This window comes from Bacillus sp. Cr_A10 (genome assembly GCF_029222665.1).
Lineage (GTDB): Bacteria > Bacillota > Bacilli > Bacillales_A > Planococcaceae > Psychrobacillus.
In genome coordinates this window covers 129,823-150,960 of record NZ_JARHXR010000009.1, presented here as the reverse complement: position 1 = coordinate 150,960, position 21,138 = coordinate 129,823, and the positions used below count along the sequence as shown (strand labels likewise).

Genomic DNA, 21,138 nt, shown 5'->3' with positions numbered 1-21,138 from the left:
TGCTACTCGTCTCTTACTTTTTAGATCAACCTATTATTTTAATGCTTCTAAATCAGCTAAACCTTTGTCGTAATTTTCTTGTGGAAGACTTACATATCCAACTGCTTCAGCCATTTCTCCTGCATTTTCAAGTGTATATTTCATGAAATCATAAAATGCTGGATTTTCTTTAAGCGCACTATTTTTTGCATATACGAACAATGGACGAGAAAGTGGTGAATATTCACCTGATTCAATTGTTTCGTTTGTAGGTTCTACACCGTTAACTTTAACAACTTTTAAAGTATCTTGGTTAGCTAAATAGTATGCATAACCGAAGAATGCTATTGCATTTTTATCGCCTTGTACACCTTGAACTAATACGTTATCATCTTCAGATAGAGTTGCAGATTTTACTAAGTCAGCTTCATCAAGAATTACTTCATCAAAGTAGTCATATGTTCCAGAATCAGTACCTGGTGAATAGAATACGATTTCTTCAGCTGGCCATTCTGGATTAATGTCAGACCATTTTTTTGTTGTTCCATCTTCAATCCACATTTTCTTTAGATCTTCAACTGTTAAATCTTCAACCCAATCATTGTCTTTGTTAACTACTACTGATAAACCATCATTAGCTACTTGGAATTCAGTAAAGTCAATTCCAGCTTCTTCAAGTTTTGTTTTTTCTTCGTCTTTAATTGGACGAGATGCATTAGCGAAATCTGTTTCACCTGCGATGAATTTTTCGAATCCGCCACCAGTACCGGACACACCAACTGATACTTGTACTTTATTTTGAACGCCTGCATATTCTTCAACAAGTGCTTCCGTAATTGGAGCAACTGTACTAGATCCATCTCCAGCAACCTTACCTTCTAGAACTGCCTCATCTTGTGTATCACCAGCAGTTTCTGTCTCTGTTTCTTCTGTTGGTTCTGAACTTGTGTCGTCTCCACAAGCTCCAAGTACTAATGCTGATCCTACCATTGTTGTCATTAATAAGTACTTCCAGTTCTTCATCAGGTAAATCCCCCTAAAGTTTTGTTTTCTATTTTTCTTACAATGTTTACTATAAAGGCTTCATGTTGAGTCGATATGAATGCATTGTAAAGCTTTTGTAAATAAGAAACTAAAGAATTCCAATGTTATTTACATAAAAAAACAGGCCTCCTAAATGGTTTCTTTAGGTTGACCTGTTTTGAATTAGTTGTTCGTTTCTTCTTCATCTATTTTTTCATTTGTAAAGGCTGGTTTTATAGTTGGAATCGGCATAGCCTCTTCACTATCCTTTAATGCACCATTTTTAAGTTGTATTTCAAAATACTTATCAACTAGCTCACGTGCAATACCAGTAGAAACATTCGTTTTGTAACTGGACTCTAAGGATGCATGAGGAATAACAAGAGCATATGCAATCTCTGGATTATCATATGGCGCAAATCCTATATGAGTTAAATTAACTGTTCTAATATTACGTTCTTTAGGATTTTTTATAGTAGCATCATAAAAGAATGATTGAGCTGTACCTGTTTTTCCAGCGCCATTAAACGGTGCTGTACCAAAGGCTGAACGAGCTGTTCCTTTCGCTCCGGAATATACTCTTTGCATACCTTGACGCATACGATTGATTTCCTCTTGCGAATTATCAACTGTATTTAAAACATTTGGTTGAAACTCTTTTACTACTTTCCCCATTTTCACACCATCCGCAGATGGTTCTCTAATTTCTTTAACAACACGTGGTTGTATACGTTTGCCCCCGTTTGCAATAGTAGAGACAAATTGTGCAAGTTGTAATGGTGTATACGTATCGTATTGCCCAATACTTAAGTCAAGTAACTTCCCATCTTCTACTCCACCAATTACACCAGTCACTTCTCCAGGTAAATCTATTCCTGTCGGGACACCCAGTCCTAATTGTGCATAACCATTACGCATTTTTTGAAATGCCTCTGGACCAAAACTAATAGATTGGTTTTCCTTATAAGTCCGTCCTGCTAAACCATATGCAGTCTTAAACATATAAACATTGGATGAACGTTCAATCGCTTCTAAATCATTTAATGGGATTCTACCAGAACGGTTGAAGACAGAACTTTTTGGCGCAGAACCTTTTATGCGAATCGGTTCATCTACTAATACATCCCCAGGTGAAATAACATTTTCACGATATCCCGTAAGCAATGTTCCAGGCTTTACTGTAGACCCTACTTCATACGCTGTTGTAAATGATCCGAAAGCATAATCCTTTATTTCGTACTTTCCTGTTTTAGCGTTTTTTTCTACTCTCTTACCAACCATGGATAGAACTTCTCCCGTGTTAGGATCCATCATGATAAAGAAAGCCCTATCTAAATACTTTGCAGATGCTCCATTTCCTGTTTTTAATTCAAGTAGTTTTTGCCCTAAAATTTCTTCTTGCGCTAATTGAACTTCACTATCCATGGATAAAACTAAATCTTTCCCTGGTTCCCCTTCATAGACAGTTTTAATATCAATTACTCGCCCTTTACCATCTGTGATATTCTTTACTACACTTTTTTGACCTTGTAAAACATCCTCATATTGCTGTTCAATATAGCTTTTTCCTACCCGGTCATTTCTAGAGTAGTCTCTAGATAAGTAATAATCTAATCGGTCTTTTGGTATACCCTCTTTCGGCAATGATGCAGTTCCTAGTATAGCAAGGGAAGATGTTTTTACTCTACGCCAATCAGTTGTTGTATTAACGCCGATTAGATCCCCTAGCCTTTCGGAAACTCTTGCAAATTCCTCATCTGTCACATCTTCCCCTTTAATAATTTGAGGAGACAGTGCGTATCCTGATGCCATTTCACGATAGATAGCAATAATTTCTAATTCTTCTGGAGAGAATGCCTCTAGTTGCTCCTCAGGTATCCGACTTCGAGTTAGTCGGTTAATCTCAGCATTTTTTTCTTTCTCTTCAAGTTCATCATTTTTCTCTATTTTGTTTCGTTCTTCTTCGGAGACTAACTTTAAAGCTTCCTTTGGATATTTACGAAGCCAAAAATCTTGTAAATCGCTTTTTGTAATTCCATCTGCTTTCTTTTCAATTAATAAACTAAGCTCTTTCGCAATTTCGAACATTTCTTCTGACTTGGTCGTCTGCATTTTCGTATAGGTAATCGCAAGTTGAGGCTCATTGTCTACCATGATACGACCTTGACTATCAAAAATACGACCACGAGGAACGCTTGTGTTTACAGGAACTTCCTCCGTTCGTTCTATTGCCCTTGTATAATCTTCTCCTTTGACAATTTGCAAATAGCCTAATCGCAAGATTAATAATGTAAATAGCAGGAAAATAGAAAAGAAAAGAATGTTCATGCGAAATGTAATATTGGCCCTTTGTTTAGCCTTTACACTTTGTGCACGTTTATTAGGAATTTTTCGCATGAGTTTCACCTACTTTTTTGAATTCTAATTGGCTTTAGCTGCCAAGATTTGCATTTAAAAAATTTGTTTTAATTGCCACAGGCACTAACATCATTTAAATACAGTAAATAATTTAATCTACCTATTAGTGTAACATAAAAAGCACACACTTTTAGACGAAAAAGTGTGTGCCAGGTTTCTTTTTTATTAAGATCTCAAAAAGAATTATTTTGCTGCAGCGTAGCGTTTTGAAACTTCATCCCAATTAACTACATTCCAGAAAGAGCCGATGTAGTCTGGACGACGATTTTGGTAGTTCAAGTAGTAAGCATGTTCCCAAACATCTAAGCCTAATAATGGAGTTTTACCTTCCATGATTGGAGAGTCTTGGTTAGCTGTAGAAGAAACTTCTAGTTCTCCATTAGCAACTGATAACCAAGCCCAGCCAGACCCAAAACGAGTTGTAGCAGCTTTAGCGAATTCTTCTTTGAATGCATCAAAGCTTCCAAATTTAGAATCGATCGCTTCTGCTAATTCACCTGATGGATTTCCTCCACCGTTAGGAGAAAGAAGTTGCCAGAATAATGAATGGTTAGCATGTCCACCACCATTATTACGTACTGCAGTTTTGATATCTTCTGGTAATGCATCTAAGTTAGCAATTAACTCCTCAACCGATTTGTTCTCTAAGTCGGCTTTGCCTGAAACCGCATTGTTTAAATTAGTAACGTACGTGTTGTGATGTTTAGTGTGATGAATATTCATCGTTTCTTTGTCAATGTGTGGTTCTAGTGCGTCATACGCGTAAGGTAGTTCTGGTAATTCGTAAGCCATTTTTTGTTTCCTCCTAAAGAATATTTTAGAAAATTCTTTCCACGTATTAGCGTATCAAATTAATGAAAAACGTTCAATTAAAAACGACTCGATTACTTTTCATACTTTTGACTGAGACTAAACAAAAATAAGAAAAATGACCAACATCACCGCAAGAATGATAATCTTGACTATGGATGAAGTAAGGAAACCGATAAGAGAGCCTACCCCTGATTTTATAGCTTGTTTTATCCCTTCTCTTGTAACAATTAGTTCCGCTAACACCGCTCCAAGGAAAGGTCCAACTAATATTCCTGCTACAGGAATAACAAATGGACCAACAATTAAACCAATAGTACTTCCCCATAAACCTGCTTTAGTTCCACCAAACTTCTTTACTCCAAAAGCGTTCGCAACCATATCTGCACTAAACAATAAGACAACAAACAATAATTGAATTACCCAAAACAGCCACGTTAGTTCTGAAAAAGAGAAGAATAAACCATAAATAATATATCCTAATATCATAAATACAACCGAAGGTATAATAGGATAAAAAGTTCCGATAAACGCAATAATGAAACTAGCTATTATTAAAATCCATCCAATAATTTCAATCATACTCGTTTCCCCAATATGGCATCTGCAATATTTACTGCATGATCACCAACTCTTTCTAAATTACTTAACATATCAACAAAAATTACACCAGCATGACCTGTGCATAGTCCTTCATTCAATCGTATAAAATGATTTTTTCTAAATTTACGTTCCATCCGGTCTATTACATTCTCTTGTTCTGCAACCTCTCTAGCTAACTGATCACTATTTAAATCTAAAGCTTCTATCGCTTTTTTAACTGTACTTATCGTTAGTTCAAACATCTCAGATATATCCTCCAATGCATCCTCGGTTAGTTGGAAATGATGTTCGTCTTGATAATCAATCAGCTCGATGATATTTTCAAAGTGATCTCCTATCCTCTCAACATCACGAACAGTTGCCATTAACATTAGATGCCTATTCGAATCCTGACTGGATAGCGGTTGGCTAGAAATTTTTACTAAATAATTAATAATTTTTGTATCTAAATGATTAATTGCGTCTTCTATTTGATTTGCCTCGTCTGCATCATTCTTATTTCTATCTTTGAGATAAGAGAATGTTTTCTCTAAACCTTGTACACTTAAATCACCCATACGTAGAATTTCCTCTTTCGCTTGCCCAATAGCTATGGATGGGGATTCTTCTATAAAATCTTCCTCTAAATGTTTCGGTTTATACTTCGTATTGAAATCTTCCCCTGGAATTAATTTGGTTAATAGAAAGACCCATGCTCCTATAAGAGGAAACTGAAGGATTACATTTACTACATTAAAAGTTCCATGTGCCACTGCAATTTGCATTTTGTTTTCAATTGAAAGAGCTTCTGAAATCCATTCAATATATAAAGTAAATGGGGTTAATAAGATAAGAAAGACAAGTGTCCCTACTACATTAAAAAGAACATGAGAAAAAGCTGCTCTTTTAGCACCTGCTGATGCCCCTAAAGAAGCAAGGATCGCGGTAATGGTTGTCCCAATATTATCACCAAACAAGATAGGTAAAGCACCTTTTAAAGAAATTAAATGTTCTGCGTAAAATCCCTGTAATATTGCTACAGAGGCACTAGAACTTTGTAGAAATAAGGTCATTACAGTTCCCGCTATGACACCTAAAAGAGGATGATTACTTACACTCAATGTGATATCCGTAAACGTTGGAAGCTGTTGCAAAGGACTCATACCACTCATCATTAAATCTAGACCTAAAAAGAGTCCTCCAAATCCAAAAAGGACTTCTCCTACATTTTGCAATATTTTACGTTTGAAAAAAAAGATTAAAAATGCGCCTGTTGCCATAATTGGCAGAGAATAATCACCTATTTCAAATCCAATAATAAATGCTTTAATCGTAGTACCAATATTAGCTCCCATAATTACACCTATTGATTGGCGTAATGTCATAAAACCTGCACTTACTAAGCCAATGACGATAACGATTGTTCCAGCACTAGATTGGATTAAAACAGTAAATAGTATACCAGCTAACACACCCACAAGTGGATTTGTAGTATAACGATCCAGTAAATCTCTTAATCTATCCCCGGCCGTTTTCTGTAGGGCATCCCCCATATATTTAATGGCAAATAGAAAGATTCCTAATCCGCCAAAAAATTCGAACAGCATTTCTTGCCAATTGAGATTCACCTTGATAGTCAACTCCTATTTCGACATATTTCACATATCTATTATGGTTAATATATAAAGGAATTGTAAAGAGAATAAAATCATTCTTTCTTTTTTTTTAATTTAAGCCCCTTATTACTATGTTTTTCTTTCTGTGAAGAGGTGATAAAATGTAAATGAAAGGGTGAATTTAATGAATTTGTTACAGCTGTTTAAAGCAAGCTTGCATAGCCCTAAAAAAATTGCAGCATTCCGACTTATTCCAATTGGAAAGGTTATGCAATACATATTTATATACATACTGATCATCACATCTATTTCATTTGTTCAGTTTATAAATGGAATTTCGGTTCAACAAGCTAATATGGAAGGTCTCTTAGAGTATTTTCAAGAGATACAATGGTTGCTTTATCCTTTTTCCTTTATATTTTTATTTGTCTTAAACACTTTACTTATATTTGTACGTATTAGTATTTTTGCTTATTTGGGAGTGATTATCCTCTCACTTTTAAAAAGAAAAGGAGAATATAGGCATTTGTGGAGAAGTACACTTTTTGCCAGTACTATTCCAATGCTAATTTCAGTTGTGGTTGCTTTTTTCAATATATCAACTGGGTACATACAATTCTTCATCTATTTCGTTACGCTTGTTTATCTGTTTTTAGCATGTAAATATTATCCTATCAAACGGTAATCATAATTCCTCCTTGCTCACATATAGTGGGACAAGGAGGTTTTTATATGAAAATATTCTTAGCAACGATCACCATTCTAATCACACTTTATATTATCAAAGTAGATATGTTCGAAGGAACGATTCCTCTTGCATTTTATCCACCAGAAGAATGTGTGGAAACAATGGATTATGTAGCAGTAAAAAAACACCCAGGAGATACTTTATATACTCTTTTTTCCATGTACCCTGCTGAAAAGGATATTACCTTTTCTGAAAGAGAAATGGACTTTTATGCTTTAAATCCACATTTGATCAATCAAACCATTACAGACGGCGAACTGATTTTTTTACCGATATACACATCATCTGAATCTTGCAAAAATGAAAGATAGAGGTTTCCTCCTTGTCATTTCAATCCTATCACTGATAAAATGAATGATAGTGATGGCATAAAGCCTCAAGAAGGAGAGAATTTCATGAGTGAAATAATTCATCGTTCCAAAACTCGTCCAGTTCGAGTTGGAAACTTAACAATAGGTGGAAGTAACGAGCTATTCATCCAAAGTATGACTACGACCAAAACGCATGATGTAGAGGCAACAGTAGCCGAGATTCTGCGCCTGGAAGAAGCAGGTTGCCAAATCGTACGTGTTGCATGTCCAGATGAACGAGCGGCTTATTCTATTGGTGAAATAAAAAAACGTATTAATATACCACTTGTAGTGGATATCCATTTTGATTATAAGCTTGCTCTTATAGCAATTGAGCAAGGTGCAGATAAAATTCGTATTAACCCAGGAAACATTGGGCGCAAAGAAAAGGTAGAGGCTGTTGTAAATGCTGCAAAAGCAAAGGGTATTCCAATTCGTATTGGTGTAAACGCAGGTTCACTTGAAAAGAAAATCCTAGAAAAATATGGTTATCCAACTGCTGATGGTATGGTTGAAAGTGCATTACACCATATTAAAATTCTCGAAGATTTAGATTTTCACGACATCATTGTTTCTATGAAGGCTTCAGATGTAAATTTAGCTATTGAAGCATATACAAAAGCTTCACAAGCATTTGACTATCCCCTTCATTTAGGAATCACAGAATCCGGAACGTTATTTGCTGGATCGATTAAAAGTGCAGCAGGACTTGGAACTTTACTAAGCATGGGTATTGGAAATACATTGCGTGTATCGCTAAGTGCAGATCCTGTTGAGGAAATTAAAGTTGCTCGCGAATTGTTAAAAGTATTTGGACTTTCTTCTAACGCTGCAACGTTAATCTCTTGTCCGACATGTGGACGAATTGAAATTGACTTAATCTCAATCGCAAATGAAGTAGAAGAATATATTTCTCATATTAAAGCGCCAATTAAAGTTGCAGTATTAGGATGTGCTGTTAACGGACCTGGTGAGGCCCGTGAAGCGGATATCGGAATTGCCGGAGCACGAGGAGAAGGTCTGCTATTTAGAAAAGGTAAAACTGTACGAAAAGTTCCAGAAGAAACAATGGTAGAAGAACTTAAAATTGAAATTGATAAAATTGCAGCTGAATACTTTGCTCAACAAGAACTAGAGAAGCAAGAAATAGAAAAACAAGAAGTGTAAGGAGTAATGCAAGATGGTAATTGCTAGATTCGGAATTGATATTGACGGGACAGTAACATGTCCTACTTCTTTACTTCCACATATTAATAGTGCCTTTAATTGTAACTTGCAATTGGAGGACATTAAAGAATATGACTTAACAAAAGCTTTTTCTGTAGATGAGAAAGAATTTTATGAGTGGTTTAAAAAAACAGAATCTACCATTTATGCATCATCCCCTATTCAATCTGATGCACATGCTGTATTGTCTGCTTGGAAGGAAAAATATGAGCTATATTTTATTTCTGCCAGAGGAGAAAATGTGCGGGATGTTACGCTTAACTGGTTCAAAGAACAAGAATTACTGTACGATCATATTGAATTGATTGGAACACATAACAAAATTGAAACGGCTCGAAAACATGGTGTGCATGCTTTTTTTGAGGATAAGCACGACAATGCCGTAGAAATTCATGAAGAGCTAGATATCCCAGTAATTCTATTTAACACACCTTATAACCAACAACCTGCTCCAAAAGGAGTTATTCGTGTTAACAATTGGATTGAAGCAAATGAATGGATTGAAAAAGAATTTGCATTGCAACGAACGTGAAGAGTAATCTTCACGTTTTTTTGTGGTAAATGATAGTCAGAAAATCTAGTTTGGGAAAAGCCACTCTCTTTCAGCGGACTAATTAACTGGCCTCACCCTTCGCTACGCTGAGGGTGAGGCAAACGCAATTCCCACAGGAGCGTCGCCATTTTCAACGATTTTCTATAAATACTGAATTTAAGTGATAAAAACTTGCTCTATTAATGGCATGATAGTTTACTAATCGGGAAGCGGCTGAAGCCTTGTCGACGGAACGCGTCCGCCTGGAATGGAAAGATGAAGCACTTATTGGAGGTTCGCCCTTTTGTTTATAATTTAACTAAAAAAGAAAATCCTGCCAAAGGTTAATTTGGCAGGAAATATTAATGACATTCTGGACATTTACCGTAGATTTCAAATTTATGGCTATCAATTTGATAAGCTGGAATAGCATTTTGAAGTACTTCCATAGGACAATAATTTATTTCTTTTATGTTACCACATGACATACAAATAAAATGATGATGATGGTGATCCATTTCACATTGCATACGAAAATGTTTCTCTCCACTTAACTCTGTCTCTTCTAAAATTCCAAGGTCCACGAAAGTACTCAAGTTACGATAAATAGTATCGTAGCTCATCCCTGGATGTTCCACCATCATAACATTCAAAATATCTCGAGCTGTAATGTACTTCTCTGTTTTCGAGAAAATATCTAATATCTGCTCTCGCTTATCTGTTTTTTTATACCCTTCATTTTTGAGAATATCCCATGCTCTTTCAATGTTCATTGTGAAGTTACTCCCTTCATCGATATCTTTTTCAATGTAATAGTAAGTAGTAAGATAACTATTGACGTAACAACAATTGTTCCACCTGGAGCTATATTTAAATAAAATGCACTTACCAATCCAATTATGACTGCAAGCTCTCCAAATAGTACTGAAAGTATTATTGCTTGCTTAAAACCTTTCGCTATTCTCATAGCAGCAGCCACGGGCAAAGTCATTAGGGATGAGACTAAAAGAATACCAACTATACGCATAGAACCTGCAATAACTAAAGCCGTAACAATCATAAACAAAATATGAATCCATTTTGCAGGTAATCCAGAGGCTTTTGCATATTCCTCATCAAAAGATAGAACAAATAATTCCTTGTAAAATAAAGATAAAAATACAACAACAACAATGGCTATACTGATTACGATATAAAGATCCTGACGACTAACAGCAGAAACAGAACCAAATAAATAACTAAAAAGGTCGGAGCTAAATCCTTCTGCAAGTGACACAAAAATAGCACTAAAACCAAGCCCAGCAGACATGATTATAGGAATCGCAAGCTCTTCATAATGTTTATAAAGTCTTCTTAATCTCTCAATAAATAGTGAACCCGTTACAGAAGCCACTATTCCTAAATATAGCGGGTTAAGAAGTGCCAAAGCACCAACCGATTGACTTAAGTAAAGACTACCTGCTATTCCAGCTAAGGTTACATGACTAAGAGCATCTGCTATTAAAGAAAGCCGTCTAACAACGATAAATACTCCTAGCAATGGAGCAATAACCCCAATTATTAAACCGGAAGTAAATGCATTTTGTAAAAATTGATATTGGAATATTGATTCAATCATAATTGACCCTCGTTTCGGTGGTTCACTTTACGAACAGAGTGACCATACCAAGCTTCTAATTGCTCATCACTCATCGAATCCATTTCGTTTTTATAACCATGAAAATGAATTGTTTGATTGAGGCATGCAACATGGCTAATGCTCTTCGATACAGCATCTACATCATGTGTAACTAATACAATTGTAATTTGATGTTCCCGATTTAAATGAGATAACATATGATAAAACGAGCGAACATTTTTGCTATCCACTCCTACAGTCGGTTCATCTAAAATAAGGATTTTTGGATCGCTAACTAAAGCCCTAGCTATAAATACACGTTGTTGCTGTCCACCTGATAAATCTCCAATATTTTTTTTTGCAAACTTTTCCATACCTACAGAAGTAAGTGCTTCCTTCACCTTATTTTGCACATTTTTAGGGTAAGAACGAAAAAGTCCTGCCTTTTTTACTAACCCACTTTGCACAACTTCTTCGACTGTTGCAGGAAAACCAGTATTAAATGCGTTGGATTTTTGAGAAACATAGCCTATTAATTCTTTTTCCTTAAACAAAGGAACCGGTTTGCCAAAAAGTAATACCTTTCCTTTAGTAGGCTTTAAGAGTCCAAGAATTATCTTAAGAAGTGTAGACTTTCCTGATCCATTAGGTCCAATAATTGCTAAAAAGTCCCCTTCTTCAATTTTTATAGAAATATTTTTTAGTGCTTCAGTTTGTTCATATTGATAATAAACATTTTGTAACTGAATTAAGGGTTTACCCATCATTTTTCCTCTATTCTAATTAATAATCATTACGATTTACAAAGTTAAAGTATAGAGGAAAATATAGAAAGTGTAAATAATTTTAACTTGAGAGGATGTTCAGATGGATATCGCACGGTTTATTAATGAATTACAAACTTGTTCGATAAAAGATTTTAAAAAAATACTTAGAGGGTTTGATATTAAGTTATCAGATAAAGAGATTAAAGAAGTATATCCACTTCTACAAGAAATCTCATTAAGTTGGCTATTACTTGGTGTCCCTATGGCAATACAGCAAAAATTAATTAGTATATTAGGTGAGCAAAGAGCAGTAGACTTATTTTATCAATTAAAAGAAAAAGCCCCCTCATTTTTACGTGAAAACTGAGGGAGCTACTTATTTAGTATAATATTTTATCTTAAAGCATCTATTGCTTCTGGTGTAAAAGTATTTGAACGAAGCATTTCAATTTCTATTTTATATGGAGCTTGTTTTGATTTTGCATCTACCCCTACAAATGGAGTTTCCAGTATTTTAGGTAAATGCATTAATTGAGGATGGTGCACAATATACTGCAGTGCCTCGAAGCCAATTTCTCCAAAGCCAATATTTTCGTGTCTGTCTTTTGCAGCTCCACGAACATTTTTACTATCATTGATATGAAGTACTTTTAGACGGTCTAATCCAATAATTTTATCAAATTCATTCAATACTCCATCAAAATCATTCACAATATCGTATCCTGCATCATGAATATGACAAGTGTCCAAACAGATTGAAATTCGATGATTGTTAACCACTCCGTCAATTATTTGTGCTAATTCATCAAAAGTTCGACCGCACTCAGACCCTTTTCCAGCCATTGTTTCGAGTGCAATTTGTACCGATTCTTCTTGAGTCAATACCTCGTTTAAACCCTCAACTATTTTAGCAATGCCTGCATCTGCTCCTGCTCCAACATGAGCACCAGGGTGCAATACGATTTGTGTTGCACCTATTGCAGCTGTTCTCGTCACTTCTTTTTGTAGAAAATCTACGCCTAAAGTAAATGTCTCAGGTTTTGTCGTGTTACCTAAATTAATAATATATGGAGCATGAACAACAATATTGGATATATCATTTTCTTTCATATGTTCTAATCCAGCTTCAATATTCAATTCTTCAATTGGTTTTCTACGTGTATTTTGAGGTGCGCCTGTGTAAATCATAAATGTATTTGCACCGTATGATGCTGCTTCTTTGCTAGAAGCAAGAAGCATTTCTTTCCCACTCATGGAAACATGTGAACCTAAAAGCAACGAAAAATCCCCCTTATTTTTTACGATTTTTTATACGTCGTTCTCTCTTTTTAATTTTATCCATTTCCCATTTCATATTGCGCTTATAGCCTGGTTTCACTTTTTTAGGCTTGCGAACCATGGATTTCGCTTTTGCATCAATCTCATTTTCATTTTTTGTACGATTTTTACGAGCATGTCTTTCCTTTAAATCTGACCATTCTCCATTTATAACGTCTTTGTGTACTAACGGTATACCCATTTTTTCAATGCGGACTAAAGCATCTTCATCCGAAGGTTCATATAATGTAATTGCAATACCAGTCAATCCAGCACGTGCTGTTCTTCCTACACGATGAACGAAAAACTCTAGATCGTCGGGTATTTCATAGTTAATCACATGACTAACACCAGGGATATCGATTCCACGAGCAGCAAGATCTGTTGCGACGATGTATTGATATTCAAGATCGTGAATCTGTTTCATTACTCGCTTACGATCACGTGGTGATATATCACCATGAATAACTCCTACCTTTACACCGTTTCCTTGTAAATAGTTTGCTACCTCGTCTGCATTTTGCTTTGTGTTAGCGAATATAATAGCTAAGTATGGATTAATTCCTTCCAAAACATCCAATAATCGTTTCTTTCTAGATTTACTACGGACCGGTGTAACAATAAAATCAATACCCTCTGCTACTGGTCGCTTATCACCAATTTTTATATGGATCGGTGAATCCATATACTTTTTCAAAAATGGTTGTAATTTTTCAGGTATCGTAGCTGAGAAAACAAACATCTCTAGTTGTTCTGGCATACGTGAAGCAAATTGATCAATTTCATTGATAAAACCTAAATCAAATGCTAAATCTGCTTCATCTACTACTAAAATGTTAGACGTATGCACTAGCAATGCTTGTTCAACTGTTAAATCACGAATACGACCTGGAGTACCTACAACAATATGTGGTTGTGTTTTTAGCTTTTCAATAGAACGAGCTTTATCTGTTCCACCAATGAATAATTTAGTTTGGATTTCTGTACCCTCAACTAGCTTATTTAACTCATTATAAATTTGAGTTGCTAGCTCTCTAGTTGGAGATGTAATAATTGCTTGTACATCGTGTTTACTAGCATCTATTTTTTCAACAATTGGGATCAAAAAACTATGTGTTTTTCCTGTTCCTGTATGCGCTTGACCAATCGCACTTTTCCCTTTTAAAACTAAAGGAATCATTTCTTTTTGAATTGGCGTTGGTTCTTGAAAACCTAGTTTTTCAATTGCATTTTGTAAAAAAGGCTGAAAATTATAATCTGTATACTTGGACATTTGAGTCCCTCCCTCACATTTCTTTATTGTACCACGATTGTACATAAAACGTATAATTTGCATAGAATAGAAGGACTCACTTTGATGAAAGGAGATGATTAAATGCGCTATGAGTCTTTTTATCCGTTCTCACAAACAAGATCAAATTTTAATAGTCCACCACCTGTAAATTCTCCTACCCCAACACAAAATCCATTCGGTTTTGGTATGCCTCCAACTCAACAAGGAGCACAACCAAACAATTTCTTACAAGGAGTTCTCGGAAGCTTCCAGCAAAGAGGATCAGAAGGATTTGGAGGACAGGGTAATATAGGTGGCCAAGGTGGATTTTCACAAGGACCGCCTGGAGGAAATAGGACAATGTCGTACTTGCAAACAGCAGATAAATTTTTATCCACAGCTCAACAGCTTACACCTATGGTAAGACAATATGCACCGATGCTCCAAAATGTGCCTGCTCTTTGGAAGCTTTACCGAGGTTTCCAATCTGCTCCTAACGCAACTTCAGCTGCAACAAATGCACGTGCTGCTGGTCCCCCTTCTATTTCTGGAGCAGCCCGAGCTGCAGCATCTGCAACTACAAACGCAAATCCAACTGGAGCTTCCTTACCTAGAATATTCCAGCCACCAATTTAATGTTTTGAATTAGAGTAAGAGCTCCGTTATAATATGAGTATGCTCGTATTGAAGGGAGTTCTTTCAAAAATGATTGTACAAAAAATTTCGCCAAGAGGATATTGTTATGGGGTTGTTGACGCAATGGTTATTGCACGTAATGCAGCTTTAGATACTTCACTTCCTCGGCCAATATATATTTTAGGAATGATTGTTCATAACAAACATGTAACAGACGCATTTGAACAAGACGGTATTATTACGTTAGATGGTGAAAATCGTTTAGATATTCTCTCCAAAGTGGAAAAAGGAACAGTTATATTTACAGCTCATGGTGTATCTCCAGAAGTTAAAGAGCTAGCACGAAAAAAGGGATTGGTTTCGATTGATGCTACTTGTCCAGATGTGACAGTTACCCATGACTTAATAGAAGAAAAAACGGCTGAAGGCTATGATATTATTTATATAGGAAAAAAAGGTCATCCTGAACCAGAAGGAGCTATTGGCGTAGCACCTACAAAAGTACATCTTGTCCAAACATTGGAGGATATTGAGAACTTACAACTAAAAACAGAGAAACTGCTTGTAACCAATCAAACTACTATGTCTCAATGGGATGTTGTACATTTGATGAAAAAATTAGAAGAAAAATTCCCACATATCGAGGTTCATAAAGAAATTTGCCTTGCTACGCAAGTTAGACAAGAAGCTGTCGCGGAACAAGCTGGAGAAGCAGAGTTATTAATAGTTGTTGGTGATCCAATGAGTAACAACTCTAATAGATTGACTCAAGTTTCGGAGGAGATTGCTGGTACTCCTTCTTACCGTATTGGTGATGTATCAGAACTAAAGCTGGAATGGTTAGACAATATTAACCACGTGGCAGTGACAGCAGGTGCTTCCACCCCTACTCCAATAGTTAAAGAAGTGATTCAGTTTTTAGAAAAATATGATCCAAATGATCCTTCTACTCATGATACAACCAAGAAGGTATTACCTGAAAAAATTCTACCGAAGATTAAAGTTCCTAAACCAGTAGTTCGTATTGAGCCACACACAATATCTGAGTAAATATGAAGGGGCTGTCCTGAAAGTCATAAAAAATGACTTTTAAGGGCAGTCTCTTTCTTCTTAGCTTCTAATAAAAAAGTGCGATAGATTTCCGTTCCATGCGGACGCTTTCCGCCGGCATGGCTTCAGCCGCTTCCCTCACTCCTGCGCAAGCTCGTCGCAAAAATTAATTTCGCTACGCTCAGTCCAGGGTCTTCAGCTCATGCACCTGGCGCTTCGCTTTCAGTGCAGAAAACATTTGCTATTCCGGCTGGAGTCGCCACCTTCCACTCCACTCAACTATTATCCGCTTTTCATTTAGAGAACCATTATGCCATTAATATCAGAAAGTTTTTATCACTTAAATTTTTTCAATTAGCATTTAAGAAAATCGTTGAAAAAGGCGACACTCCTGCGGGAATAGCGTTAGCCGAAGACCCCGCAGTTGTGGGGAAGGCAATCTAAGTTCGCCGCATCCTGCTCCTGCGCAAAGCTCGTCGCAAAAGAACTTTTGCGGCAACGATTGCATGACCAACATCGTGTTGGCCTAGGAGGCTATGGCAACGCCCGCGGAAAGGGAGCCTTTTCAACAATTTTCTTATTTATCGGACGATATTATTTAGTAAAGATTCTATAGACTTTATCAGTGTCCTCCTCGCTTTCCCGCAGGGGTCGCCGCCTTTCACTCCAATCAATTACTTCACTCAATCAACAATATTAGATGGAAACACAAAAGCAGAAGGAGAAAAATGAGTCGTTTTTCTCCTTCTGCTTTATTTTAGAGACTTATTGGACAGCCCCTTCTATTATACAAGTTGAAATGGTTCAGTAGAAATCTCCGAAGGTATAAATTCAACCAAAAGGTTTTTATTGTCACAAACTGTTTTCATATAATCTGAAACACCTGTTTTCATAATTTGCTCTATGTGATGCCCAGGATCAATCACTGCAAGATTGATTCCTTCAGCATCTTGTGCAACATGAAAGTATAAATCACCTGTAATAAATACATCAGCACCAGCTCTTTTGGCAGCGTGAATATATTTATTCCCATCTCCCCCTAGAACAGCAACCTTATGAACATTACTATCTAAATTTCCTACAACACGTACAAATGGAACTTGAAGTTGGTCTTTTACCGTTTTAGCATAATCTGCAAGGCTAACTGGCTGTGGTAATTCACCAATTCTTCCTAGACCTTTTTCATTCACCTCTGACTCTAGTTGGAACAAGTCATACGCAGGTTCTTCATACGGATGTGAGGAAAGTAAAGCTTTTAATACTCGGTTTTTTATAGAAATCGGAAATACCACTTCTATTTTATCTTCTTCTACAATCGATAACTTATTGGCTTGTCCTATATATGGATCTGCATCTTCAGTCGGTTTAAACCTTCCTTCTCCAGCAGATGTAAAACTACAGTTTGTATAATCTCCAATTTCTCCTGCCCCTGCATTTCCTAAGGCAACTCTAACTTGCTCAGTAGATTCTTTAGGGGTAAATACAGCTAACTTCATTAAATGTTCCGAAGCTGTTTTTTCTAAAATTTGTACATTTTTTAATTGTAATCTATCAGCTAAAAGATCATTTACTCCTCCTGAGGCTATATCTAAATTAGTGTGTGCTGCATAAACAGCTATATTATGCTTAATCAGCTTTTCTATTAGACTTCCTTGGGGTAAGTCAGTTCGAACATTTTTTAAACTACGATATATTGGCGGGTGATGGGCAATTATCAATTCACATTGTTTTTCAATTGCTTCATCCACTACTTTTGAGTTTACATCTAATGTAACAAGCACCTTGGAAACAGGTTTATTGAGCGTTCCTATTTGTAGACCGATTGAATCGCCTTCAACTGCAAGAGATTTAGGTGCCCATTGTTCAAATAGAGATATTATTTGTTGACCGTTTGTAGGTTTCACGCTTTTAAAGCCTCCTCTACTAACGCTATTTTATGTTCTAACTCTTCTTTTTTCTGTTTCACTTCTGAAGTTATATTAATTTTATTAAATTGATTTAATATTCGACGCCATTCGGCCATCTCGTTTACCCATTTTTTCGTAAATACAATAGACTTATGATGGATTAAAATAGGACCAATTAATAATTCTTTATCGGTGAGAGTCATATGTCCTCTTTTAAGTACTAAAATTTCATAAATCTTTCCATGCTCTTCCAATATTGTTTCGTCAACAATTTTCCAATCATTGTTGATTGCCCATTCACGTATAGCCTTCGCGTGAATATTCGGCTGTAAGATTAATTTTTCTACAGTATGGAGTTTATCTTTACCCGCTTCTAAAATAGATGCAATGAGTGGCCCCCCCATTCCTGCGATCGTAACGGTTTGGACACCATCTGTCGGTTGAATCACTTCTAATCCATCCCCAAATCTTACATCTATGTGTTCCTCTAATCCTTCACTTTTCACTTGTTTTAGAGCTGATTCAAACGGCCCTTTTACTACTTCCCCAGCGATTGCTTGTGTAATTATTCCAGAGTGCACTAAATAACATGGTAAATAAGCATGATCACTTCCAATATCCGCTACTATAGAATTTTCTTCAACAAATGAAGCTACTGTTTTTAATCGTTCAGATAAATTTTTTGCATTCAATATAAACACCTCTGCCAACCATTATATCAAAAATTGAAAAAGACCTCGATTCTTTTAAAGAATCTGAGGTCTTTTTAAAAATATTATTATTCACCTAAAGATTTAACCCATGCCGCCATAGCGTCAAGATTTTCTTCTGGAACTAGTCCACCAGGCATAGCGCCCTTACCATTAGCTAAAACATCTTTAATCTCATCTTCAGATAATTTTGTAGCTACTAGAGAAGGGAAAGCTCCTTGTCCTTCATAACTGTTACCATGACAACCGATACATTTTCCTTGAGCAAGAGCTTCCGGATCAAAGTTACCAGCTGCTGCTTCCTCGCCACCTTCAGCAGCACCTTCTTCACCGCCTTCAGCATGTTCTGAAGCAATTTCTTCTTTGTTATTTACGCCTTCAATAGATAAGAAGAAAATTAGACCAATACCAAATGCCATTATTAAGATAAATGGAATAATTGGATTCTTTTTCATTAGTTAACCCTCCCTCTTGATACATTCATTCTAATATAGAATTAGTCAACACTAATATTGTACTGCATTCTAAGGAAAACGAAAAGTCTAAAAGAGGAAGTTTTCTTTCTTTGTGACAATTTAGACATAAATTCGACTTAGCAACCAATATGTCTAGCTATAACCATACGCTGAACTTCTGAAGTACCTTCACCGATTTCTAGAAGTTTTGCATCTCTCATATAACGTTCAACTTCATATTCTTTCATATATCCATAACCACCGTGAATTTGTATTGCTTCATCTGCTACTTCCATTGCAATTTCCGAAGCATATAATTTACACATAGATGCTTCTTTACTGAATGCTCTATCTTGATCTTTTAACCATGCAGCTTTATGAACCATTGTTCTAGCTAACTCTATTTTCATAGCCATATCTGCTAATTTAAACTGAGTTATTTGAAACTCAGATAATGTTTTACCAAATTGCTTACGTTCTTTTGAATAACGAAGCGCACGGTCAAAAGCTGCTTGCGCGATACCTACCGCCATAGCTCCAATTCCAATTCTCCCACCATCAAGTGTAACTAAGAATTGTCTGAAACCATTGCCTCGTTTACCAAGTAAATTCTCTTGTGGAACTCGAACGTTTTCTAAAACTAATTCAGTTGTATTAGAAGCATTTAATCCCATTTTTTCATAATTATCGATTACGGAAAAGCCCTCTGCATCTGTTGGAACAATAATAGCTGAAATTTCCTTTTTACCATCTTTTACATCAGTAATAGCAGTTAATGCTAGATGCTTCGCATAACTAGCATTTGTGATAAAGGCTTTATTTCCATTAATTACGAAGTCATTACCATCTTCTTTTGCTGTAGTTTGTGTTCCACCAGCATCGGAGCCTGCATTAGGCTCTGTTAAACCAAAAGCACCGAATGATTCGCCAGTACATACTGGAACTAAATATTTTTGCTTTTGCTCATCAGTTCCAAAAAGATTTAAAGGAGCCCCACCTAATGAAATATGAGCTGAATAAGTGATACCTGTAGAAGCGCATGCACGACTTAATTCTTCTGTTACGATGGCAAAACTAACTGTATCTGCTCCTGCCCCTCCATATTCTTCAGGAAACGGTAAGCCCATCATCCCCATGTCGGCTAACTGTTTGAAGATTTCTTTTGGGAACTCTTTTGTTTTGTCTCGCAGGATAGCACCTGGAGCAACAACTTCGTCCGCAAATTCACGTATCGTTTTACGAATCATTTGTTGTTCTTGTGTTAAATCAAAATTCATTTCTCCATCCCCTTTGTAAATAAAAACGCTTACATTCTTATTATACTAAAAATAAAATAAATTCACACGGAAAATAAAAAATCTACTATTACTATCCTATTAAAAGGACTGTACAACTGCAAGAACGACAATAATAGTAGGACATATTTATTATTCATAAAAAAATACCAGCTGGTTTAACATACCAGCTGACATTGTAAATACTAAAAATAATATCGAAACATATAAAACAATATAAATGCAATTCCTATTACTCCAGAAATACTAAAATAAACTAGTTTAAGCAGCAAACCAGAAAAAAGCCAAATCAAACAATTACCAATGATTAAACCTATTAATACAGAAGGATATTCAACAAAATAGACATCCCATACTTTAAAAGAGGCACCTAACAATAAAAGAGCAGAGCAAACCATTAATATGGGTGTCATAATAGATTTGTTTTTCGCTAATTTAAAACCTATGTATAAAAAAGAAACTATAACAATGCCTGCAAGAATAATAGGGATAAATGCTAATGTCGTAATAAATGTTAAAGAAACTATTAAAATAAAAGTAATTATAGCTAAAGTGGAATATGCCAGTCGTCTCTTACCTTTTTCTTTTGCTAGTACTGCCTTAGTTGATTTCTCCTTCACTTCCGATTCTCCATCTTCCCCTTGTGCATATAGAGCAGTTAGGAAGTCGCAATAATGTTCAGGAAGCAGTTTATTTTGTTTCCAAAATGCTATTTCATTCAAAATTATTTGCTTACGTTGAAGTGACATTATTCGGCCTCATTTCACATGCAATTATTTCTATTATAACATTGTCAAAGCCTAGAAAAAAAGACATCCTTTATAT

General features: G+C 35.9%; 23 protein-coding genes. 8 read left to right on the top strand and 15 right to left on the bottom strand.

Going from position 1 to position 21,138, the window contains the following annotated elements; translation table 11 throughout:
* Window positions 1-33: 33 nt before the first annotated feature.
* The 5 genes from P2Q73_RS07675 to P2Q73_RS07655 all read right to left on the bottom strand — a co-directional run bounded on the left by P2Q73_RS07675 (window position 34) and on the right by P2Q73_RS07655 (window position 6,440).
* On the bottom strand, window positions 34-1,002 hold the full coding sequence (locus tag P2Q73_RS07675) for a PstS family phosphate ABC transporter substrate-binding protein (protein ID WP_056831690.1): 969 nt from the start codon (window positions 1,000-1,002) through the stop codon (window positions 34-36).
* A 183-nt stretch (window positions 1,003-1,185) separates the two neighbouring features.
* Window positions 1,186-3,399, bottom strand: coding sequence for a peptidoglycan D,D-transpeptidase FtsI family protein (locus P2Q73_RS07670; protein ID WP_275785533.1), 2,214 nt, complete (start codon window positions 3,397-3,399; stop codon window positions 1,186-1,188).
* Between the two features lie 204 nt (window positions 3,400-3,603).
* Complete coding sequence (locus tag P2Q73_RS07665; RefSeq protein ID WP_056831685.1) at window positions 3,604-4,212, bottom strand: superoxide dismutase; 609 nt, start codon at window positions 4,210-4,212, stop codon at window positions 3,604-3,606.
* Between the two features lie 117 nt (window positions 4,213-4,329).
* Complete coding sequence (locus P2Q73_RS07660; RefSeq protein ID WP_275787397.1) at window positions 4,330-4,809, bottom strand: DUF456 domain-containing protein; 480 nt, start codon at window positions 4,807-4,809, stop codon at window positions 4,330-4,332.
* On the bottom strand, window positions 4,809-6,440 hold the full coding sequence (locus tag P2Q73_RS07655; RefSeq protein WP_056831683.1) for a Na/Pi cotransporter family protein: 1,632 nt from the start codon (window positions 6,438-6,440) through the stop codon (window positions 4,809-4,811). Before P2Q73_RS07655 ends, P2Q73_RS07660 begins: the two co-directional genes overlap by 1 nt.
* Window positions 6,441-6,612: 172 nt before the next feature.
* Between P2Q73_RS07655 and P2Q73_RS07650 the strand changes: the two genes are divergently transcribed.
* The 4 genes from P2Q73_RS07650 (at window position 6,613) to P2Q73_RS07635 (ending at window position 9,285) form a co-directional block, all read left to right on the top strand.
* Window positions 6,613-7,113 (top strand): DUF1189 family protein, encoded by a 501-nt coding sequence (locus P2Q73_RS07650; protein WP_275785528.1) that lies wholly within the window; start codon window positions 6,613-6,615, stop codon window positions 7,111-7,113.
* Between the two features lie 47 nt (window positions 7,114-7,160).
* Window positions 7,161-7,487: a hypothetical protein gene (locus P2Q73_RS07645; protein ID WP_056831680.1), complete on the top strand. Its 327-nt coding sequence runs from the start codon at window positions 7,161-7,163 to the stop codon at window positions 7,485-7,487.
* A gap of 84 nt (window positions 7,488-7,571) precedes the next feature.
* The gene (ispG, locus tag P2Q73_RS07640) at window positions 7,572-8,693 is read left to right on the top strand and encodes a flavodoxin-dependent (E)-4-hydroxy-3-methylbut-2-enyl-diphosphate synthase (RefSeq protein ID WP_053588869.1); all 1,122 of its coding nucleotides are present in this window, start codon (window positions 7,572-7,574) and stop codon (window positions 8,691-8,693) included.
* A 13-nt stretch (window positions 8,694-8,706) separates the two neighbouring features.
* Complete coding sequence (locus P2Q73_RS07635) at window positions 8,707-9,285, top strand: hypothetical protein (RefSeq protein WP_275785524.1); 579 nt, start codon at window positions 8,707-8,709, stop codon at window positions 9,283-9,285.
* Between the two features lie 362 nt (window positions 9,286-9,647).
* On the opposite strand, the gene P2Q73_RS07630 is transcribed toward P2Q73_RS07635, so the two are convergent.
* Genes P2Q73_RS07630 through P2Q73_RS07620 form a run of 3 tightly spaced genes read right to left on the bottom strand, consistent with a single transcriptional unit; the run spans window position 9,648 to window position 11,667 of the window.
* Entirely contained in the window at window positions 9,648-10,058 is a 411-nt protein-coding gene (locus P2Q73_RS07630; RefSeq protein WP_053588867.1) for a Fur family transcriptional regulator, read from the bottom strand.
* Window positions 10,055-10,903, bottom strand: a complete 849-nt coding sequence (locus tag P2Q73_RS07625; protein ID WP_053588866.1) for a metal ABC transporter permease — start codon at window positions 10,901-10,903, stop codon at window positions 10,055-10,057. The genes P2Q73_RS07630 and P2Q73_RS07625 overlap by 4 nt, the downstream gene beginning before the upstream one ends.
* Window positions 10,900-11,667, bottom strand: a complete 768-nt coding sequence (locus P2Q73_RS07620; RefSeq protein WP_053588865.1) for a metal ABC transporter ATP-binding protein — start codon at window positions 11,665-11,667, stop codon at window positions 10,900-10,902. The genes P2Q73_RS07625 and P2Q73_RS07620 overlap by 4 nt, the downstream gene beginning before the upstream one ends.
* A gap of 103 nt (window positions 11,668-11,770) precedes the next feature.
* On the opposite strand from P2Q73_RS07620, the gene P2Q73_RS07615 reads away from it, so the two are divergent.
* Complete coding sequence (locus P2Q73_RS07615; RefSeq protein WP_053588864.1) at window positions 11,771-12,037, top strand: hypothetical protein; 267 nt, start codon at window positions 11,771-11,773, stop codon at window positions 12,035-12,037.
* A 26-nt stretch (window positions 12,038-12,063) separates the two neighbouring features.
* On the opposite strand, the gene P2Q73_RS07610 is transcribed toward P2Q73_RS07615, so the two are convergent.
* Complete coding sequence (locus P2Q73_RS07610) at window positions 12,064-12,948, bottom strand: deoxyribonuclease IV (RefSeq protein ID WP_275785517.1); 885 nt, start codon at window positions 12,946-12,948, stop codon at window positions 12,064-12,066.
* Between the two features lie 13 nt (window positions 12,949-12,961).
* Window positions 12,962-14,260 (bottom strand): DEAD/DEAH box helicase, encoded by a 1,299-nt coding sequence (locus P2Q73_RS07605; protein WP_053588862.1) that lies wholly within the window; start codon window positions 14,258-14,260, stop codon window positions 12,962-12,964.
* 102 nt (window positions 14,261-14,362) lie between these two features.
* Here P2Q73_RS07605 and vrrA point away from each other — a divergent pair, with 102 nt between their 5' ends.
* The 3 genes from vrrA to P2Q73_RS07590 all read left to right on the top strand — a co-directional run bounded on the left by vrrA (window position 14,363) and on the right by P2Q73_RS07590 (window position 16,390).
* Window positions 14,363-14,896 carry a VrrA/YqfQ family protein gene (gene vrrA, locus P2Q73_RS07600; RefSeq protein WP_275785513.1) on the top strand — a complete coding sequence of 178 codons (534 nt, stop codon included), beginning with the start codon at window positions 14,363-14,365 and terminating at the stop codon, window positions 14,894-14,896.
* Between the two features lie 69 nt (window positions 14,897-14,965).
* Window positions 14,966-15,946 (top strand): 4-hydroxy-3-methylbut-2-enyl diphosphate reductase, encoded by a 981-nt coding sequence (locus P2Q73_RS07595; RefSeq protein ID WP_275785510.1) that lies wholly within the window; start codon window positions 14,966-14,968, stop codon window positions 15,944-15,946.
* 225 nt (window positions 15,947-16,171) lie between these two features.
* Complete coding sequence (locus P2Q73_RS07590) at window positions 16,172-16,390, top strand: hypothetical protein (protein WP_275785507.1); 219 nt, start codon at window positions 16,172-16,174, stop codon at window positions 16,388-16,390.
* Window positions 16,391-16,731: 341 nt separating this feature from the next.
* Here the strand turns inward: P2Q73_RS07590 and P2Q73_RS07585 are convergent, their stop codons facing one another.
* From P2Q73_RS07585 to P2Q73_RS07565, 5 genes are all read right to left on the bottom strand, one after another.
* Window positions 16,732-17,850 (bottom strand): Nif3-like dinuclear metal center hexameric protein, encoded by a 1,119-nt coding sequence (locus tag P2Q73_RS07585; RefSeq protein WP_275785504.1) that lies wholly within the window; start codon window positions 17,848-17,850, stop codon window positions 16,732-16,734.
* Window positions 17,847-18,545 (bottom strand): tRNA (adenine(22)-N(1))-methyltransferase, encoded by a 699-nt coding sequence (locus P2Q73_RS07580; RefSeq protein ID WP_056831666.1) that lies wholly within the window; start codon window positions 18,543-18,545, stop codon window positions 17,847-17,849. The genes P2Q73_RS07585 and P2Q73_RS07580 overlap by 4 nt, the downstream gene beginning before the upstream one ends.
* A gap of 86 nt (window positions 18,546-18,631) precedes the next feature.
* Window positions 18,632-19,018 carry a cytochrome c550 gene (gene cccA, locus P2Q73_RS07575; RefSeq protein ID WP_053588857.1) on the bottom strand — a complete coding sequence of 129 codons (387 nt, stop codon included), beginning with the start codon at window positions 19,016-19,018 and terminating at the stop codon, window positions 18,632-18,634.
* Window positions 19,019-19,155: 137 nt separating this feature from the next.
* Window positions 19,156-20,295: an acyl-CoA dehydrogenase family protein gene (locus P2Q73_RS07570; RefSeq protein ID WP_275785501.1), complete on the bottom strand. Its 1,140-nt coding sequence runs from the start codon at window positions 20,293-20,295 to the stop codon at window positions 19,156-19,158.
* A 203-nt stretch (window positions 20,296-20,498) separates the two neighbouring features.
* Window positions 20,499-21,062, bottom strand: coding sequence for a hypothetical protein (locus P2Q73_RS07565; RefSeq protein WP_056831664.1), 564 nt, complete (start codon window positions 21,060-21,062; stop codon window positions 20,499-20,501).
* Window positions 21,063-21,138 lie beyond the last annotated feature (76 nt).

Excerpts from the sequence above, each read along its gene's own strand:
- ispG (WP_053588869.1), top strand. The coding sequence starts at position 7,572 with ATGAGTGAAATAATTCATCGTTCCAAAACTCGTCCAGTTCGAGTTGGA.
- P2Q73_RS07645 (WP_056831680.1), top strand. The coding sequence starts at position 7,161 with ATGAAAATATTCTTAGCAACGATCACCATTCTAATCACACTTTATATT.
- vrrA (WP_275785513.1), top strand. The coding sequence starts at position 14,363 with ATGCGCTATGAGTCTTTTTATCCGTTCTCACAAACAAGATCAAATTTT.
- P2Q73_RS07665 (WP_056831685.1), bottom strand. The coding sequence starts at position 4,212 with ATGGCTTACGAATTACCAGAACTACCTTACGCGTATGACGCACTAGAA.
- cccA (WP_053588857.1), bottom strand. The coding sequence starts at position 19,018 with ATGAAAAAGAATCCAATTATTCCATTTATCTTAATAATGGCATTTGGT.
- P2Q73_RS07650 (WP_275785528.1), top strand. The coding sequence starts at position 6,613 with ATGAATTTGTTACAGCTGTTTAAAGCAAGCTTGCATAGCCCTAAAAAA.
- P2Q73_RS07595 (WP_275785510.1), top strand. The coding sequence starts at position 14,966 with ATGATTGTACAAAAAATTTCGCCAAGAGGATATTGTTATGGGGTTGTT.
- P2Q73_RS07620 (WP_053588865.1), bottom strand. The coding sequence starts at position 11,667 with ATGGGTAAACCCTTAATTCAGTTACAAAATGTTTATTATCAATATGAA.
- P2Q73_RS07570 (WP_275785501.1), bottom strand. The coding sequence starts at position 20,295 with ATGAATTTTGATTTAACACAAGAACAACAAATGATTCGTAAAACGATA.
- P2Q73_RS07565 (WP_056831664.1), bottom strand. The coding sequence starts at position 21,062 with ATGTCACTTCAACGTAAGCAAATAATTTTGAATGAAATAGCATTTTGG.
- P2Q73_RS07605 (WP_053588862.1), bottom strand. The coding sequence starts at position 14,260 with ATGTCCAAGTATACAGATTATAATTTTCAGCCTTTTTTACAAAATGCA.
- P2Q73_RS07630 (WP_053588867.1), bottom strand. The coding sequence starts at position 10,058 with ATGAACATTGAAAGAGCATGGGATATTCTCAAAAATGAAGGGTATAAA.
- P2Q73_RS07615 (WP_053588864.1), top strand. The coding sequence starts at position 11,771 with ATGGATATCGCACGGTTTATTAATGAATTACAAACTTGTTCGATAAAA.
- P2Q73_RS07670 (WP_275785533.1), bottom strand. The coding sequence starts at position 3,399 with ATGCGAAAAATTCCTAATAAACGTGCACAAAGTGTAAAGGCTAAACAA.
- P2Q73_RS07675 (WP_056831690.1), bottom strand. The coding sequence starts at position 1,002 with ATGAAGAACTGGAAGTACTTATTAATGACAACAATGGTAGGATCAGCA.
- P2Q73_RS07635 (WP_275785524.1), top strand. The coding sequence starts at position 8,707 with ATGGTAATTGCTAGATTCGGAATTGATATTGACGGGACAGTAACATGT.
- P2Q73_RS07625 (WP_053588866.1), bottom strand. The coding sequence starts at position 10,903 with ATGATTGAATCAATATTCCAATATCAATTTTTACAAAATGCATTTACT.